12 protein-coding genes and 6 pseudogenes are annotated in these 17,900 nt (G+C 35.0%); 14 read left to right on the top strand and 4 right to left on the bottom strand.

Going from position 1 to position 17,900, the window contains the following annotated elements:
• Positions 1-53 precede the first annotated feature (53 nt).
• Positions 54-1,013, top strand: a complete 960-nt coding sequence (locus AKG34_RS11935; RefSeq protein WP_053346265.1) for a D-2-hydroxyacid dehydrogenase — start codon at positions 54-56, stop codon at positions 1,011-1,013.
• A 586-nt stretch (positions 1,014-1,599) separates the two neighbouring features.
• Here the strand turns inward: AKG34_RS11935 and AKG34_RS28320 are convergent.
• The gene (locus tag AKG34_RS28320) at positions 1,600-1,776 is read right to left on the bottom strand and encodes a homing endonuclease associated repeat-containing protein (RefSeq protein ID WP_162878869.1); all 177 of its coding nucleotides are present in this window, start codon (positions 1,774-1,776) and stop codon (positions 1,600-1,602) included.
• Between the two features lie 688 nt (positions 1,777-2,464).
• Here AKG34_RS28320 and sigH point away from each other — a divergent pair.
• From sigH to AKG34_RS29660, 4 genes and pseudogenes are all read left to right on the top strand, one after another.
• The gene (gene sigH / locus AKG34_RS11930; protein WP_053346264.1) at positions 2,465-3,112 is read left to right on the top strand and encodes an RNA polymerase sporulation sigma factor SigH; all 648 of its coding nucleotides are present in this window, start codon (positions 2,465-2,467) and stop codon (positions 3,110-3,112) included.
• Between the two features lie 347 nt (positions 3,113-3,459).
• The gene (locus tag AKG34_RS11925; RefSeq protein ID WP_053346263.1) at positions 3,460-4,014 is read left to right on the top strand and encodes a cysteine hydrolase family protein; all 555 of its coding nucleotides are present in this window, start codon (positions 3,460-3,462) and stop codon (positions 4,012-4,014) included.
• Positions 4,015-4,569: 555 nt separating this feature from the next.
• A pseudogene (locus AKG34_RS29665) lies at positions 4,570-4,773 on the top strand (GNAT family N-acetyltransferase); the annotation flags it as partial.
• A 139-nt stretch (positions 4,774-4,912) separates the two neighbouring features.
• A complete protein-coding gene (locus AKG34_RS29660) occupies positions 4,913-5,128 on the top strand; it encodes a helix-turn-helix domain-containing protein (protein WP_407946254.1) in 216 nt (71 codons plus the stop codon).
• 463 nt (positions 5,129-5,591) lie between these two features.
• On the opposite strand, the pseudogene AKG34_RS11915 reads toward AKG34_RS29660, so the two are convergent.
• Positions 5,592-6,826: pseudogene (locus AKG34_RS11915) on the bottom strand (IS110 family RNA-guided transposase).
• 492 nt (positions 6,827-7,318) lie between these two features.
• On the opposite strand from AKG34_RS11915, the pseudogene AKG34_RS28940 reads away from it, so the two are divergent.
• The 5 genes and pseudogenes from AKG34_RS28940 to AKG34_RS11890 all read left to right on the top strand — a co-directional run.
• Positions 7,319-7,405, top strand: a pseudogene (locus tag AKG34_RS28940) (GNAT family N-acetyltransferase); the annotation flags it as partial.
• 2 nt (positions 7,406-7,407) lie between these two features.
• Positions 7,408-8,094, top strand: coding sequence for an MBL fold metallo-hydrolase (locus tag AKG34_RS11910; RefSeq protein ID WP_053346262.1), 687 nt, complete (start codon positions 7,408-7,410; stop codon positions 8,092-8,094).
• 903 nt (positions 8,095-8,997) lie between these two features.
• On the top strand, positions 8,998-10,386 hold the full coding sequence (locus AKG34_RS29460; RefSeq protein ID WP_053346260.1) for a M28 family peptidase: 1,389 nt from the start codon (positions 8,998-9,000) through the stop codon (positions 10,384-10,386).
• Between the two features lie 410 nt (positions 10,387-10,796).
• Complete coding sequence (locus AKG34_RS11895; protein ID WP_053346259.1) at positions 10,797-11,957, top strand: CapA family protein; 1,161 nt, start codon at positions 10,797-10,799, stop codon at positions 11,955-11,957.
• 545 nt (positions 11,958-12,502) lie between these two features.
• Positions 12,503-13,700: pseudogene (locus AKG34_RS11890) on the top strand (IS110 family RNA-guided transposase).
• Between the two features lie 352 nt (positions 13,701-14,052).
• Here the strand turns inward: AKG34_RS11890 and AKG34_RS11885 are convergent.
• Both AKG34_RS11885 and AKG34_RS27550 read right to left on the bottom strand, forming a co-directional pair.
• A complete protein-coding gene (locus AKG34_RS11885) occupies positions 14,053-15,036 on the bottom strand; it encodes a glycosyltransferase family 2 protein (protein ID WP_053346258.1) in 984 nt (327 codons plus the stop codon).
• A 563-nt stretch (positions 15,037-15,599) separates the two neighbouring features.
• Positions 15,600-15,755, bottom strand: a pseudogene (locus AKG34_RS27550) (YitT family protein); the annotation flags it as partial.
• Between the two features lie 142 nt (positions 15,756-15,897).
• Here AKG34_RS27550 and AKG34_RS11880 point away from each other — a divergent pair.
• The 4 genes and pseudogenes from AKG34_RS11880 to AKG34_RS11865 all read left to right on the top strand — a co-directional run.
• Positions 15,898-16,351: pseudogene (locus AKG34_RS11880) on the top strand (MarR family winged helix-turn-helix transcriptional regulator).
• A 21-nt stretch (positions 16,352-16,372) separates the two neighbouring features.
• The gene (locus AKG34_RS11875; protein WP_053346257.1) at positions 16,373-16,891 is read left to right on the top strand and encodes a spermidine/spermine N(1)-acetyltransferase; all 519 of its coding nucleotides are present in this window, start codon (positions 16,373-16,375) and stop codon (positions 16,889-16,891) included.
• 23 nt (positions 16,892-16,914) lie between these two features.
• A complete protein-coding gene (locus tag AKG34_RS11870) occupies positions 16,915-17,538 on the top strand; it encodes an FMN-binding negative transcriptional regulator (protein WP_053346256.1) in 624 nt (207 codons plus the stop codon).
• Between the two features lie 103 nt (positions 17,539-17,641).
• The coding region (locus AKG34_RS11865) for a transposase (RefSeq protein ID WP_161804927.1) at positions 17,642-17,900 on the top strand (259 nt) is incomplete at its 3' end.

Genomic DNA, 17,900 nt, shown 5'->3' with positions numbered 1-17,900 from the left:
GAGATTCTAGATCTCGCTGTGTGGCGTATTTGTATTTAAAAAGGAGCGATTTAATGAGTATAATCCAACCTAATATTCTTGTCTTTAGCCCTATGCAAACAGATGTTGAGACTTATGCTGAAAGTATTCGCAATAATGGGTTTATGTCAGTAAAGACAGCTACAACTTTGGATGAAGTTGAAAAATATTTACCTGGTACTGAAGTTATTTTGGGATGGAACTTCCCCACACATCTACTAAGTAAACCAATTGCCTCATCTGTCCGCTGGTTTCAGTCAATGGGAGCCGGAGTCAATGATTTAATTGAAGACAAATCTATACCTGAGAGCATTATACTAACCCGAATTGTCAACCAATTTGGTACTTATATTTCTGAATATGTATTTTCGTTTCTCTTGTACATAGTGAAAGACAATCCCCGTATGAGACAATCACAAATGGAACGGAGATGGGATCCTTTCATTTCTGAAACTCTGAAGGGGAAAACAATCGGGGTAGCCGGACTCGGATCGATTGGTGCCGAAATTGTACGTAAAGCTCGAGTGTTTGATATGAATGTACATGGATTAAGCTTTAGCGGAAAACAAGCATCATTAGTGGACTGTCACTTTACTCCAGATCAATTGAGTGAATTTGTAAAAGATCTAGATTATTTGGTCCTAACCCTTCCTTTAACGGATTCCACACATCATATTATGACGAGGGACCTCCTTTTAGCAATGAAACCAAAAGCTTGTCTTATCAATGTTGGCCGTGGATTATTAATTGAAGAAGAGAATTTAATATCTGTTATGCAATCAGGACATCTTCAGACAGCCATCCTTGATGTTTTTGAGACAGAACCGTTACCTAAAGACCATGTCTTCTGGACAATGCCGAATGTATTTGTCACTTCTCATCTGTCAGGACCGAGTACTATTGAAGGCGTAAGCAGTTTTTTTATTGGAAATTTAAAGCGATTTTTAAGTGAACAGCCGTTACATGGATTGGTAGATCGGAAACGCGGATATTAACTAGAAGCATGAATAAACCGCTTTGAATCAATTCATTCAAAACGGTTTATTCATGTCGTCTATTATCTCTTCAGATATTCCTTTTGTTAAACAACCGTTGAGAAAGACTTCTAGGACAATGTTAAAAACTTCACTTGCTTTGAATTCACTACCATAGAAATAATCAGACTCAAATGGGCTAAATTTTGATAGCAGTTATACTGTACGCTAAGTATTATTCGACAATGAAAATGATGAATTTCCGTACGCTAAGGCATTTCCATAAAGGCACTTTGATTTTGAAATGCCTTTTGGCACTAATTTCCATACCGAATTAAGCTTATCTTGAACAGTACCATAAACGAACGTTATTGGTACTTTGTTGTTATACCAAGGATTCAACGCTTAGCGTACATTTTAGCCAAAAAGATGGTGGGACCCCTTATAGAAGTTTGGTCAACATTACCAACGTCTTTCTAAAATCCACAAAAACTCCCTTTTCAACTCAGGTAGCTTCTGGGGTTGGATCCAACACATTTGTAACTTTTACATAAGCGAAATGATTATCCCCCAATTTGGAAAATAAATGTTTACGTATCGTTTATGGTTAAGATCCAATGCTATGTTCTACTGCATTATCCCAACTGGGAAAATAATACAATGCATTTTTCATTAACTCTGGATCTGACTTCTTTACCTCTTTCTTCCGAGGTGGCTTCCCTTCTTTTTCTACTAATTCAGAAATTTGATTCACGACTTCTTCAACACTCATACTTACTTCCATTTGTATCCTCCTTCTGGAGATTTAGTTATATATATATTTTTTCCTATTAAAGAAAAATAATACATTTTTTCTATCTGAACTGCCCAGTTCGAAACGCAGGCGTCATTGGATTTACAAAATCGATTGCTCTTGAACTTGGGCAATATGGCATTACTGCTAACTGTATTGCCCCATAAATTAAAGTAAAAGTGAAATTTCTTTAACTCGTACGATTGAAACAAATGGCTAAAGCAAAAACTGAAGCTAGTACTAGCAATGATGAAATGGATACAATCGATATTTTGCCTGAATATAAGAAAGCACACTCTAAAAGAATATACAAGCCATGCCCCGACTAGTAATGATCTTGGTTTATAAAAGTGTTTGATCATTTATCAATACACTATGTGTTATGAAACTAAAGCCGTCCTTTAGCATAAGAAAAGAATCTTAACAAAAATGTTTAATCAATCTTTATCTTAGATCAATAGCATTTTTAATTTTTTCATATTTCGACAGCGTTTTCATTTGTTGTCCTTTATACTTTTAATTTGATAGAGAAATGATCAAGAGATATTAAAGTGGGTTAAACAAGTGCTAGTTTCATAATGAATACATTATTTCTATATTGGTTTAGTTGCTTAAGGAAAAGACAATCTATCAGTTTACTAAACATCAGAACTCAATTAAGTTTGGCGGAGGGATATGAGTGAGGGAAAACATCGGAGTACAGCAGATTGAAAATTATGTTAAATTAGAAGATAAAGTTTTGGTAAAGATGGTTCATAGTGGAGATAGCGAGTCATTGGCTTTTTTAATTAATAAATATCAGAATTTTGTTCGTGCGAAGACAACCCCATACTTTTTAATTGGCGCAGATAAAGAAGATCTTGTTCAAGAGGGAATGATTGGTCTATATAAAGCTATTCGTGACTTTAGAGAGGACAGGATGACTTCTTTTAAAGCTTTTGCTGAACTTTGTATCACTAGACAGATTATAACCGCGATCAAAACGGCTACTCGTCAAAAGCATGCACCTCTAAATTCGTATGTTTCTCTTGACAAGCCTCTTTATGATGAAGAATCTAACTATACGCTTATGGATATGATATCCGGTGAAAAAATAACGAATCCGGAAGCATTAATCATTAACAAAGAAAAAGCTGATGATATAGAACTAAAAATATCAGAATTGCTTAGTGATTTGGAAAGAAGAGTGTTGGCCTTATATATGGATGGACAATCATATGTTGAAATTTCTGAAGAACTAAACACGCATGTAAAGTCGATTGATAATGCTCTCCAACGAGTAAAAAGAAAACTTGAACGGCATCTGGGGATAAGGATGGCTATCTGATAACTTCGTTTAAATTTCCCAAATTGATATATAGTTCCATTTGAAAATTAAAAACGTCGTTATTTTCAACCCCAGAAGTTGCTTGGAGGGCCAGGCAGTTTCTGTGGTTTTTTCATTGCCCATAAGAAGTTTTATATTAAATAGACAAACAAAGAAATTGTGCCTTACTTATTCCCGCAATGGGCGCAATTCTGTAGCAAGAATTGTGCTCTTTCTTTATGTTAAGGTTATTTAAGGTATATTTAGGCAGTATAGCTAAATAAACTAAGAATAATATCACTTCTTAATATTTAACGAATAAGAGTTTTGTTACTATAAAAATAAGTGAAATAAGGAGATGTTTACGGTTGGGAAAGAAAGTATTAGTTGTCATTGATGTGCAAACGGCCGTTGTTGAACACGGGTATAAACGCGATAAGACAATTGACAAAATTAACCGATTAATTCGTTGTGCAAGAGAGCAACAGATACCGATTATATATATTCAACACGAATATCCAGAAGGTCCGATGAGTAAGGGCGAACCTGGATGGCAGTTTCACCCACGACTTGAGAAGCCCCTCCATCAAGAGGTTACCATCTATAAAACCGTGCCAAATTCATTTACTCACACACCTTTAAAACAAACACTCGACAAGCTAGACGCAACGCACATCTACATTTGTGGTGCACAGACGGAATTCTGTGTTGATTCTACGTGTCGAGGAGCCTTTGATTTAGATTATAACGTCACCCTCATCACAGATGCTCATACCACGAGTGATGCAGATCACCTATCAGCCCCCCGCATTATCGAACATACCCATGTAACGTTAAAGAATTTTTGGAGTCCAAATGCAACAATAACTTTGGAAAAATCATTAGATCTTGACTGGATAAAAAATGAAGTAAACCCCAGATAAGGGAGACTAGTAACCTTTCATTTAGGGTTCTTCAGCAATTGGGCGCGATTCTTTAATAAGAATCGCTTTTCTTATAGAATTAACAGGTGCTTTACTTCAATAAGCAAGATTGCTGAGGCAGCCTTTTTCTTATGGCAATAACGGGGCAGTATAGGTTTATTAAGAATAAAGTCGCATGTGCTATAATTTGGAATAATCAAAATGTAAAGTTAAGGGGAAATGTTAAACGTGGTGAATGAATTTTATTAAAGCCAAATAATTTTAGAAAATCATCTTGTTAAGTTAATTCCATTTGAAGAAAAATACAAAGAGCAGTTAAAAAATATCATTTATGATGAAGAGGTTTACTCTACAATAGAGTGTAAGAATGATGCAGAACTCAACAAGTACATAGATGAAACCGTTAATCAAAGAATGTTGGGCTATTCATATCCTTTTTTAGTGATTGATAAAAGAACCAATGAAATTGCTGGTTCAACAAGGTTTGGACATATTCAGTTTAATAATAAGCGATTGTAAATTGGATGGACTTGGTAGGGTAAGCCATATAGAGGAACTGAATTAAATAAAGCCTGTAAATTTGAACTATTAAAATATGCATTTGAAATTATGGATTTTAGAAGAGTACAATTTAGTGCTGATATTAGAAATATTCGTTCACAAAAGGCAATTAAAAAGTTAGGAGCAACAAAAGAAGGAGTTTTTAGAGCAAATTATTTGGATACATCTGGAGTAAGCAGAGATGATGTATACTTTTAGGTTACAGTCTCAATGCCTTAAATTACTACTGTACTACCTATGATTTTCTTTATGTAAACCAATGGTTTACACCATATTACTAAGCGTTTGTGGTTGTTTCCCATAAATGTTATAAAGTGGTACTAAGAGGTGATGGTATATGGAATTGGGAGAACACTTGCAAAAGTTAAGAGAACAAAAGAACATGTCTAGAGAAGAACTAGCTCAAGAAATGAATGTATCTAGACAGGCAGTTTATAAGTGGGAGAACAATAAGGGATATCCTGATATTGAGAATCTTATAAAGTTAAGCGAACTTTATGAGATTACATTAGATGAACTGATTAAAAATGATCGTACATTTCAAAAAAAATAAGTATTGATGAGGATAAAAAAAAGGAAAATGATCTTACAGGTCCTGGCTTCTATATAGGTATTATATTCGTATGTTTTGGACTTTTTATTGACTTAGGCTCCTATTCTATCGGTATCACTATTTTAGGTTTTTTGACAATGGCGTTTTATGAAGACTTAAAAAAGATATTATGGAGTGTAAAGAAAGATTTTAACGAGCTGTAGAGTTTTAAACAAAAAGCTTTTATGAAGAATATTCGTAAAGGCTTTTTTGCTTCTGATAAAATCCATTATGGTAACTAAGTTTTTACATATAACTGTTTGATTATTAAAGTTTCCTTAATCAACTAAACCAGCTAATAGTTAGTCAACATTTTTCAATGAAAACTTAAAATATTTCATGCTATACTAAATTTGTGCATGCCAAATAACCTTCCAATGAACTGTATTTGGAAAGTTTTGTACTATTTAGTTATACTTTTGAACTAGGCTAGATATTGGAAAATCGTGTTATTTTGTAATAGTGCATAAATCCAATGTATAAGCTTATTGGCACATGCTATCACAGCTACTTTAAAGGGCTTTCCTTCTTCACGTTTCTTATCATAAAACTCTCGTAATCGCTTGTTACGAGGGATGATTTCATCTGTCGTTTTCTTCTTGCGACAATCACGAATGGCACATTTAACAGCCATATACAAGGCGTGTCGTAGTCTGCCAGAACCTCTTTTGGTAATCCGATTTACTGTGCTTTAAATTTACCTGATTCAAAGATACTTGGATCAATTCCGGCAAATGCCACTAGTTTTTTAGGGTGATTAAACCGATCAATCTCTCCAATTTCAGAAATAATCGTTGCAGCGATTTTTTCGCCGATTCCAGGGATGGATTGGATAATCTTATATTCTTCAATTTCTTTTGCCAAAGCATTTATCTCGTCTTCAAACTTGGATAGGTGCTTTTGGTATTCTATAAGCATTTTTATATACATTTCAAGGCTTAAAATGTGACTCTGATATAAGGTTCTCTGAAAAGGGTTTCGAGCTGAGGCAGCCGTAAGTTTCTCTGCCTGTGTATTCGCCCACTTTTTAGAACGACTTGGACAAAGTTCATTAATCCTATTTGCTACAGTTTCTTCACCGACTGCTAATATGTCTTCAGAAGTAGGGAATTCTAATAGAGTAAGCAAAGAAACAACTGAATACAAATCTCCAAAAACCCCTCTATATTCTGGAAATACTTGGTCAAGAACAGCCTGGAACTGTAGTTTTGTTTGTACATAGATCCCTGTTATATTTTCGTGTTGTCTTGAAAGATTACGAAGATTTAAGAGTTGTATCCCTCGTTTTTTATAAGGCTCTAAATCCTCTTTATAGTACAGCTCGCAGAGGTGACGTGCATCAATTATATCTGTCTTTACTTTGCGTAAACTTGAGCTCTTCGCACGATAAGAAATGAGTGGGTTAACGACAATTAATAAGTAACCTCTCTCCTCAAAATACTGTACAACGGGCGTATGATAATGCCCCGTGGATTCCAATACAATCGGAGGTTTGATCCCCGTTTTATTTTCTAGTTCTCTCAGAAACTGAAATAGTGTTTCTAGTCCTTCAATGGTATGCGTAACTTTAAAACTACCTTGATAAGGCTTCTTTTTATCCAAGAACGCTTGAACCTGACTTTCACCTTTAGCTACATCCAGACTAACCACTGGATTCATTTTTTATCTCCTCCAAAAACATAGTATTGCCGGTAACCCCTAATCCTTCTTACAGTATCATAGCTTCGCTTGTTATACGAGATCTTGGTCCCAACCAGCCAAATCATGTTTAAGCAAGTAGGGGGCGAACTGTTTAGTTAACAGGATCTTAAGCCCCACGGGCAGGTACGTTCTACCCCGGCTACCGTTATCATATATCGATATAAAAATTGTTCAACCAGAAATAACTGGCTGACTTTATAATACGAAAGGGGCAGGTTAGTGATATAAGGTTTTTTTTGGATTAGAACATCTATATAAAATTCATGGTCATTTAAAAGTAGAATGAAAAGCAATAATAATAGCATTGCAAGAAATTGTATTTTGTTATGTATAAAACTTTTATTATTTGTTTTTGGTATATCATAGCATTATAAGATTCATGTAATATCGAAGTAAGATTCATATAATTTAAACTATACATAAAACAACAGAATTAAGGTGAAATTTAAAATGAAATTAGAGAGTGAGAGGTTTTATTTAAGACCTCTTTGCGAGTTAGATGCACCTATTATGATAGAAAATACAATGGAGGAAGAAAAATGAAGATTATAGAATTACCAATTGAATTTGAATTTAATGGACAAAAAAATTACATTTATCCTAGCTTAATTATATTAGAAAATGAACTTACCTTGGTCGATACAGGGTATACAAATTTTTTAAATTTAATCGAAAATGAAATTTTAAAAAATGGATATGAAATAAAAAATTTAAAGAATATAATCATTACTCACTATGATGATGATCATATAGGTTCCTTATATGATTTCAAAGAAAAGTATCCTTGGATTAACATTATAGCTAGTGAAATTGAATCAAAATACATTAGTGGTGAAATGAAGGCAGAGAGATTGGTTCAAGCCGAAAAAATGCTAGAAAATATGCCAAATGAAGATATGGAATTTGGTAAATGGTTTATACAGCAATTAAAGAATTTGAAGCATGTTTCAATAGATGAAAAGCTACATGATGGTGATATGATTTTAGATAACAATTGTAGAGTCATAGCAACACCAGGGCATACTTCAGGGCATATTTCATTATATTTTCCAAGTTTAAAAAGTGTAATTACAGGTGATTCAGCTGTTAAAGAAAATCATGAATTAGTCATTGCTAATCCACACTTTTGTTTAAATGTTGAGAAAGCAAAACAGTCTTTGACAAAGATTAAAAATCTTAAAGCTGAAAATTACTATTGTTATCATGGTGGAAAATTCACTTTATAATTGGGGGCTGAACATTAATATTCGGCACTTGAATTAAACAACTTTATTATCTCTACACACAAGCCGGGTTTAACAACCTTTTATATTACATTATATCTTCCGTAATCGGGCGCGATACTTTAATAAGAATCGCTTTTCTTAAAGAACTAACGGGTGCTTTACTTCAATAAGAGAGTTGCTATATGGTTCAAGAGTTTGGCGTTTGTTTGTTTTTTATCGTTTATTCAGGATTTTATACAACCTTGATGTAGCAAGGGTTTGCTAGATGATCAATAAAAAGGCCCTAGATTAACCACTAGAGCTTTTTCTATTTCATCTTTATTTATCTAATTATGAAAGCTGTAGGTTCGTAAAAGTAGACTTTTACGAACGGTGAAGTTTCTTCTCAAAACACCCGTTATTCATGTTCGCTAAAGTTCTGAAACACTTTACGAACGTCCTTGGACCCTCATATACTTTTACGAACGCCCTGAACGAAATTCGTGAGCTAGATCAGTACAAGGGTAAAGATGAAAATGTGTATTTTTATAAATTAATTGCTGCATGGAATCAAGATTTATTGAAATTTAATCAAGAGTCTCATTGAGAAACAAAAATATAGTGGACAATTGATTGATGAAATGGAAGTTGAGTAGCGTATTGCTACTCTTTTTTTGTTGTATTTATCACAAAGAAAAGTCCTATAAAGAATACTAAAAACTTAAAAAAAACGGTCAAGTAATAATTTGAGTAATATTGCGGTAATTCTATTGATCATATGGATAGTGATGAAATAGAAAAAGGGCTGGTAAGAGAACGGGTGTCAGATACCGATTGATAGTTGGAATTTAAAGACTAATGACTCATTTACAAACTATTCAGTTAAATGCATAATTAGGAAGATTATGAATAAGGAGGGATTATATGTATAAAAAATCACTAACAGTACTATTAGCTGCGGGTATGGTTCTATCAACTGGTACAGTATTTGCACAAACAAACGGGGCAACAAATGCCCAGTCTGACACAGCTTTTGATAACAAAGTTATCAAAAAAATTAGTGCGGACAATATGTATAATACGATTGCCTATCTATCAGAGCAACCGAGGGCTGCTGGTACAGAAGGGGAGCTCCGTGCAGTCAAATACATAGAAAGTCAGTTTAAGAGTCTTGGTTTTGAAACAAAGGTTCAGCCTTTTCCCATCTATGATACGGTGCAAAATGTAAAAGTGAAAATTGGTGACAGTGATTTAGGAGGAACACCGCGTGCCATTAGCGGCAGTATCAGCGGGAAGGTAACGGCCGAACTTGTTAATGTTGGAAAAGCAAAGCCAGAGGAAGTTGGAGAAAATGTATCTGGGAAAATTGCACTAGTTGAACGTGGGGACATTACCTTTGTTGAAAAGGTTCAGAATGTCCTAAATAAAGGAGCGGTTGGCGTTTTAATGTACAACAACTCACCATCAGGAAATAATTTCGGACAAGTATCAGCGGGGCAAAATATACCTGCTGTAGCCATTACCCAAGCCCAAGGGTTAGAGTTGGTCGAACAGCTTAAAACTAAACAAATCACGTCCACTCTAGAAGTGGGAAAAGCTGAAAGAATCGAAAAAACATCCTACAATGTCATCGCTTCCCTAAAACCAAAAGCCAATAAGGATAATGGTCAAATCGTGACTGTTGGAGCCCATCATGATTCTGTCCCGGGCGGCCCTGGTGCAAACGATGATGCTTCGGGTGTATCAGCTGTGCTGGAACTGGCAAGGATCCTGGCCAAAACGCCAATTGACACTGAAATTCGCTTCCTCACGTTCGGATCTGAGGAAAGAGGGCTCGTTGGATCATCCTTCTATGCAGATTCCCTTCCCAAAGAGGATGTAGACCGCATGGTGGCTCACTTCCAAATGGATATGATAGGCGGACGTGATGCTGGCGAGGATAATCCTGCAGGTGGTTTGATTATGTATACCATTGATGGAATGAAAAACCTTGTGACGGACCTGGGTTCCTCAGCAGGGGCCAGAACGATGGATGTTGCGATTCCTTATGGACAGCTGGGCAGGAGTGACCACCAACCATTCCATGAGCTTGGCATTCCATCCGCCTTGTTTATCCATTCCCCTGTAGAGCCTTGGTATCACCAGCCTACAGATACACTGGATAAGATATCGAAAGAAAAATTGCAGCAAGCAGCTGAAATTGTCGGTGCCAGTGTGTATCAAATTGCCCGTCCGGAAACTCCGGCATTAACAAATGCACGTGTAGCTCCTGGCACGGTAGACTATGATTTTGATGACCGTCCGGTAGATTAAATACTTCATTGTACAGAATTACGAGATTAATAATGGATCTTGGAGAAAATCAGGAGGGCAGCTGTGTAGTTTACAGATGCTCTCTTCTTTTTATCGGCCAGCGCCTCGTGCTTAATTATTTCACTATTTCTAAGCTCTAAGTCTAGTGAAAATCCTATATGAAATATGTAATAAAACATACATGCTTATCCAACTCCAATACCATTCCCACTGTAAATACTCACAGATACGGTAGGCATATCATAGATAGCAAGCACATCTGACATAGCAACACATGATATGTCTAAGTTTTTTCCTATTTCGTACTCTGTTTCAAACGAATGAAGTGTTCATTTTAAATATCAAATAGATATTTTTGTTGTTATTTCCTAAAAACACTCTACTATAATAGTAGGGAGGTAGCATTTGCCATGAAAAGAATACTAGTGTTTCTAGCTACATTTATGTGTTTGTTATGGTTCCTTGCGCCATTTGTAAAAGGTCAATTTCAAGAGGAACCAAAAGTCTCGGAAACAAAGGCTGAGAATAAAAAGAAACTTAAAGCCGAAAACGCTTCATCTCACGCTCATACACCTGTTCCGAAACAAAAAGTAACGGCAGCAACCATAGGCGCTGTGGGAGATATTTTAATTCACGATAGGGTGTATATACCCGCCCGCAAGTCAAACGGCTCGTATGACTTTAATCCGATGTTCCGATTTGTGAAGTCCTATCTGGGAAAAACGGATATTACGGTGGCTAATCAGGAAACGATGATTGGCGGGAAAGAAATAGGGCTTTCCTCATATCCTTCCTTTAATTCACCAGTAGAGGTGGGAGATGCTCTAAAGGCAAACGGGGTTGATCTCGTGACAATCGCCAATAACCATACACTTGACCGAGGAGAAAAGGCCATTTTGAATGCGCTTAACCACTGGAACAGTATTGGGATGCCTTATACAGGAGCTTATCAATCGTCTGAAGACCAGGAGATCATTCGGATATTAAAAAGAAACGATATTACCTTTTCGTTTCTCAGCTATACATATGGAACGAACGGGATTCCTGTTCCTGAGGGGAAGCCGCATCTTGTGAATTTAATTGATACCACGAGAATCCAGGAGGAAGTTAAAGAAGCAGAGAAAGTTTCAGATGTCGTTGTGGTCAGTCTGCATTTCGGCAAAGAGTATGAACGTTTGCCTAATGATGAGCAAAAGCAGCTTGCTCAAACGACAGCTAATGCAGGTGCTGATATTATTATTGGCCACCACCCACACGTTTTGCAGCCTGTTTCATGGCTTACAAAACCTAACGGCGAACGGGCATTTGTTGCTTATTCGCTTGGGAATTTCTTATCCGGCCAGCAGGGAGATTACAAAGACATCGGCGGTATTATGCAAATTGGCGTAAAGAAAATCCAAACCGGGGATGATGTGAAGATCGAACTGCAAAATCCCAAATTCCTGCCAACCTGGGTCAACCGGCCATATGAGATCATTCCAATGAAAGCCTTGAATGATCAGTCCGACAAATATAACGAAATCCAAAAACATATGAATCAATTCATGCCTGAACTGTCATTTGATTTTTAATGAAGGTACAGTCTTTGGACTTGGAAAAAACTAATTGTTTTACATAATGAAAAAGCCACCGGCTATGTAGCCGGTGGACCGCATATTCCTTCTAATAAGGTAAACACTATTCGCCATGTTCCAGCTAAACGGCTTGGACCAACAGACGAACACGACTCATTGACAAAGAACCTATTCCGCAAACCATATACTAAAAACTGTCATATGAGGTTATTTCTCTTATATCTAAAGTTGAAGAGTGGTGGAATTTAGATAAAATAGTCCGTATTATTAAGAAAAAAGAAAAAACAAGATATTAACCCCTTGTTCAACTAACAGGTGCGTTCGTATAATAAGGTCGACCAGTAAAATTACTGGTTGACCTTTTTTTAATAGAATCTATTTTATCAGTAGCAGTGGTAGGACGTACGGGTGCGTGGGAAATGATCCAGTGAACTAAACTGTCCGCCTCTACTTGTAGAAGGTAGATCTCGTATAACAAGCGAAGCTATGACACTGCCTGGGGGACTAGGGGTACTGGTTAATAAGTAGAAGAGGAAAAAATAATGAATCCAATTGTTGGTCTGGATGTGGCAAAAGGAGAGAGCCAAGTTCAGGCATTTTTAGATCAATCTAAACCGTATGCGAAGAGCTTTTCAATGAAGCATATCAAAGAGGAATTAGATCATTTGATTTTTTAGTAGAGATCGAAGAGGTGACAGGGAGAATGCCTATGATCATTTTAGAAGCTACATGGCATTACCATTCTCCCGTTATTCAAAATACTTGGAGGAACAAGGGATTCTATATATCTTACTCAATCCGATTATTTCTTATCAGGCAAAGAAGTCTAGTTTACGAAAGGTAAAAACAGACGCAATCGATGCGTATCAGTGGTGTGTACTGTATTACAAGGAGGATTTTGAACCTCATAAAATTAGAGGGATTCAGCTTTTAGACCTTCGGAATTTGTCAAGACAACAGGAAATCCTAACGAATATGTATGTGGAAGCTAAACCTCAGTTTCACACTATTTTAGATCAAGTGTTACCTGAATACCCGAAAGGTTTTTGGCGATCTATATTCAAGGGTTTCTTTATTGATAGCAAAGAAATATCCCACTTTAGAGGCGGTATTAACAGCCGGGGAAAGTAAACTAGCAGAGAGAGTAATGGAGTTCTGCCCTAGCCGATCTGGTCAATGGGCATGGGGAAAAGCCAAAAAAATAATGGATTCCGTATCACGAAATCCTTTCGAACAAGCATGTATCAAAGTCACATAATTAATCTGCGTATGTATATTGAGTTGCTTTTACATTACCAGGGACAACTTTCTGATTTGGAAGATCGTATAGTGGCCCTGGCAAATGAAATGGAAGAATATAAGATAATTCAATCGATTCCCGGTATAGGAGAAAAAATCGCAGCCACGATTATCTCTGAAATTGGTGAAATCGATCGGTTTAATCATCCGAAAAAACTGGTTGCCTTCGCTGGAGTAGATCCAAGTGTTCACTCATCGAGTAAGTTTACGGCAACCATTAATCGTATGACTAAAAGAGGTTCGAGCAGACTACGTCATTCTCTGTATCTGTCCTATGCGGCATAAGAAGTTCAAGGAACAAAAAGCTTAATGAATTCTATGATAAGAAAAAATCAGAAGGAAAACCTGCCAAAGTGTCAATCGTTGCCTGTATTAAATAAGTTGCTTCACTGGATTTACGCTTTATTAAAGAGAAAAGAAACGTTCCTAGATTTAGCCTGATTAACGGTATTGTGTAACAGAGAAAAATCCTTCCAAAAGGATTTTGGAGGGTTATTTGGCATGGCCAAAAATAGTATATTATAAGGGAAATGAAAATTTTAGAGAAAGATATTGACATCCTATTAGCTGGTTTAGTACTAGGTTCACCACAGTAACCCCTTATTGAAGTAAGAACAATATAGATATGCATATAACACTTGATATTAGAAGTTTTTCTATACATCGTTTATTTTTATAAACTTAAGAATGACGTCGATTAGTTTGTTATACTTTGTATCAGAAAGCCAGCAATTGAAAATATTCGAGTGAATTTCTATTTACTAATAATGGCCTCTATAAAAATTAACTAACATTATTTTATTTTCAAATACTCAGTAAATAAAAGATAATCCTTATTGCAAAGTAGCATTGCAGTATAACGTTTATAACCTGCTAATAACGGTGTTATTAAGGATCCTTCATACTTATTAAACAAACGTAGTAGAATCGCAAATGAATGATTTCTTTCCATTTCAGTTCTATTACGTTTAAACTCATTAACTATATCAAGTGTAAGTAATCTGTCCCAATATATTCTATAAGCTTCTGTTCTTTCTTTTTCAGTGATTCGGGCATTTTTTATTACTTCAAATGTTTCAAATAAATACTTATAAAATTCATCTACTGGGATGACCCCGCCAGTTAAATGAGTTTTATTCTCAGAATTAATATGTCTCACCCAATAATAACAAGGAGAATCTGCATATATACTAATTTTTTTAGTGTGTAAATAAGCACTCATAGCAATGGGGTGATCTTCTGCCAATCTAATATCTTTTCTAAAACGAATATTCAAAGAACGGAGATATTCAGTTTTAAACATTTTCAATACTGACATCGTGTCTTTTACTAGCGAATCAAAAAAATTCGTGTTTATTTGCGTACTTTTAAATACATATACAGGAACTCTACGATTGACACCCTCATATTTTCCGATAATAACATCTGAATCATTTTCTTTACCTAATGTATACATATTTGAAATGGAATTTTCAGCAAGATAATCGTCTCCATCAACAAAGAAGATATATTCCCCTTCGGCTTCATCGATAATTCTATTTCTAGCGGTTGATGGGCCGCCAGTATTTTTTTGAGTTAATATCCTCATATTTCCATTTATATTGTACTGTTTTTTATAATTCTCAATAATTTTTACTGTATCATCCGTTGACCCGTCATCTACTATTAGTACTTCGATACCCTGAAATATATCTGATTGAGATGTTATACTATCTAGGCATTTTAAAATGTTTTTACTTTCATTGTAACAAGGTATCCCAACTGTAACCTTACGCATAACCACTTCTCCTTAAAAGACTATAAACTGCACATCAGAAATATTTATCGTCATTTTTTGGTTAATTATACCATTATAAGTCTAGTTAATAGATGATTTATATGAATTTAACAATTAATAATTGTTACGAGGAATATTAATCATATTTAATTCGCTAGAAATTGATGTGCTGAATCTTCTTTGTATTAATGTGATTATTGATGTAGCAAAGCTTCTTGAATAATGATGGAGTTCATTTATAATTAAGAATAATAAATAAGTCTCATTTACACACGTTACGCTTAACCTTACCTGTCCCTTTAGTTCCGTAAGAATAAGGTTGTCGCAGCAACCTCCCTTATTGAAGTAAACCACCTGTTAGTTATAGAGCAAAATAGTCTTCCCAAACATTAAAACCATTTAAAAAGAGTTAGGGTATAATGTAGTAATTTGGAGAATAAAATGAAATTGAATAGATAAAGTATTCATGAGTACCCCCTAAGTACTCCACATCAAAAAGCCCATCTCATAAAGAGAGGGGCTTTTTATGCTTATTTAAAAATTAATGTTGATAATAAACTAAATGTATTACAACATATCAATATTAAAGCTATTATCATTTCCCAACTTCCCACAGTAAGCCCCACATTTATAGACAGTCCTACCAAAAGTGCATCAAAAGGTGAAGTTCCAAGGACTGATTGTATAGTGAAAGAAATACCAAGGGTTAATATTAAAATTCCTAATACATAAAAAACACATTTACTTTACTCGACCTCTTTATCATAATATTTTTGTTGCAAACGCAACAAAGTTAGGTTAAATTTAATATATGTTATTTTTATTGCATTTGCAACAAAAATATGTACTAAGGAGTTAATTATGAATGAAATTCTTCGTGAAATTGGAATGATTGCAAGGGCATTAGATTCTATAAGTAATATAGAATTTAAAGAATATGACCTTACAAAAGGGCAGTATTTGTACCTTGTGCGAATATGCGAAAACCCAGGAATCATTCAAGAAAAGTTAGCTGAGATGATAAAGGTAGATCGAACAACAGCAGCTCGTGCTATAAAAATAACTTGAAATTAATGGCTTTATTGAAAAGAAAGAAGATAAACATAACAAAAAAATTAAAAAACTCTTTCCAACAGAGAAAGGGAAAAATGTTTATCCTTTTATAAAAAGAGAAAATGATTATTCCAATATCGTTGCATTAGAGGAATTTTCCGAAAGAGAAGTAGAAACCATTTTCAATCTTCTTGAAAGAGTAAGAAAAAATATAGAAAAAGACTGGGAATTTGTAAAAAAGGGAAACAAGAGAAATTATTGATTATATAAAGGAGCGACATATATGACTATAAATATAAAAAAGTGTATCCTTGAAGATTCTCGCAAACTTCAAGAAATTAGTTATGAAACATTTAATGAGACATTTAAGCATCAGAATTCACCCGAAAATATGAATGCCTATTTGGAAAGGGCATTTAACTTAAAACAATTAGAAAAAGAATTATCCAATATTTCTTCGCAATTCTTTTTTGTTTATTTTAATAATGAAGTCGCTGGATATTTAAAGGTCAATACCAATGAAGCTCAGTCTGAAGAAATGGGTGCTGAATCACTTGAAATCGAAAGGATTTATATAAAGAAAAAATTTCAAAAACATGGGCTTGGTAAATATCTGCTAAATAAAGCTATGGAAATTGCGATGGAGCGTAATAAAAAGAAAATCTGGCTAGGCGTATGGGAAAAAAATGAAAATGCTATTGCTTTTTATAAGAAACTGGGGTTTGTTCAAACTGGAGTCCACTCTTTTTATATGGGTGATGAAGGACAAATGGACTTTATAATGACCAAAACACTCATATAACTTTTTTTGAAAGGTGGATTATTATGTATATTCCAAAATATTATAAGGTCAAAAATGTTGATGAAATTTGGGATTTTGTTCAAAAAAACTCTTTTGGCACGATTGTCACAACAGAACAAGGGAAACCAATTGCCACTCATTTGCCTTTGGGGTTAAATAAAAAGGGTGATGATTACTATATTACTGGGCATATGGCTTATGGAAATCCTCAGTGGAAAACATTTGAAACCTGTGAAGATGTGCTTGTAATGTTTCAGGGATCGAACGCTTACATTTCTTCTTCTTGGTATGGGCATGAAGAAGTTCCAACATGGAATTATCAAGCCGTCCATGTATATGGTAATGCAAGCATTTTAGAGAAAGATGAATTAATAGAAGAGTTAACAATAATACTGGAAAAATATGAAGAAAATCGTGAAAATCCTGTTTTATGGGATAAACTTTCTCCTCATCTCTTAGAAAGTGAACTGAAAGGTATAGTTGGTTTTAAGATTAAGGTGGGAGAAATTCAGGCTGCTGATAAATTAAGTCAGAACCGAAATGAAACGGATTATATTAACATCATTGATAAATTACAAAATGAAGGAAATCCAAATTCGAAACAAATGGCAGAACTGATGGAAAAGAGATTAAAAAATCACATATAAGCCCAATTTTTATTCAACCCTCAGATGCAAGAATTAAAGAGCTGTGACGATGAACTGCACCCCAATTGTTAGACAACATCTAATAATTGGAGGTGCAGTTTTTTTGACTAAATATACGATAGACGAAAAATCACATGCAGTTTTAGAGTACTTAGAAGGGAAAAAATCCTATAAATCCATTGCACAAGAAAGAAATGTAGGTTTATCCCCTCTGAAAAGATGGGTCGCTCGCTATCTAAAACATGGGATGGAAGGACTTGCTTCATCCTATACAAATTACACTCTGCCCTTTAAACTAGAGGTACTTAAATATATGAACGAATATGGGGCATCGATCAACGAGACCGCTGTACACTATAACC

Origin of the sequence: Peribacillus butanolivorans (assembly GCF_001273755.1) — a bacterium.
GTDB classification, from domain to species: domain Bacteria; phylum Bacillota; class Bacilli; order Bacillales; family DSM-1321; genus Peribacillus; species Peribacillus butanolivorans.
The sequence above is the reverse complement of the archived record's forward strand: the minus strand, read 5'-3'. Positions and strand labels throughout refer to the sequence as shown.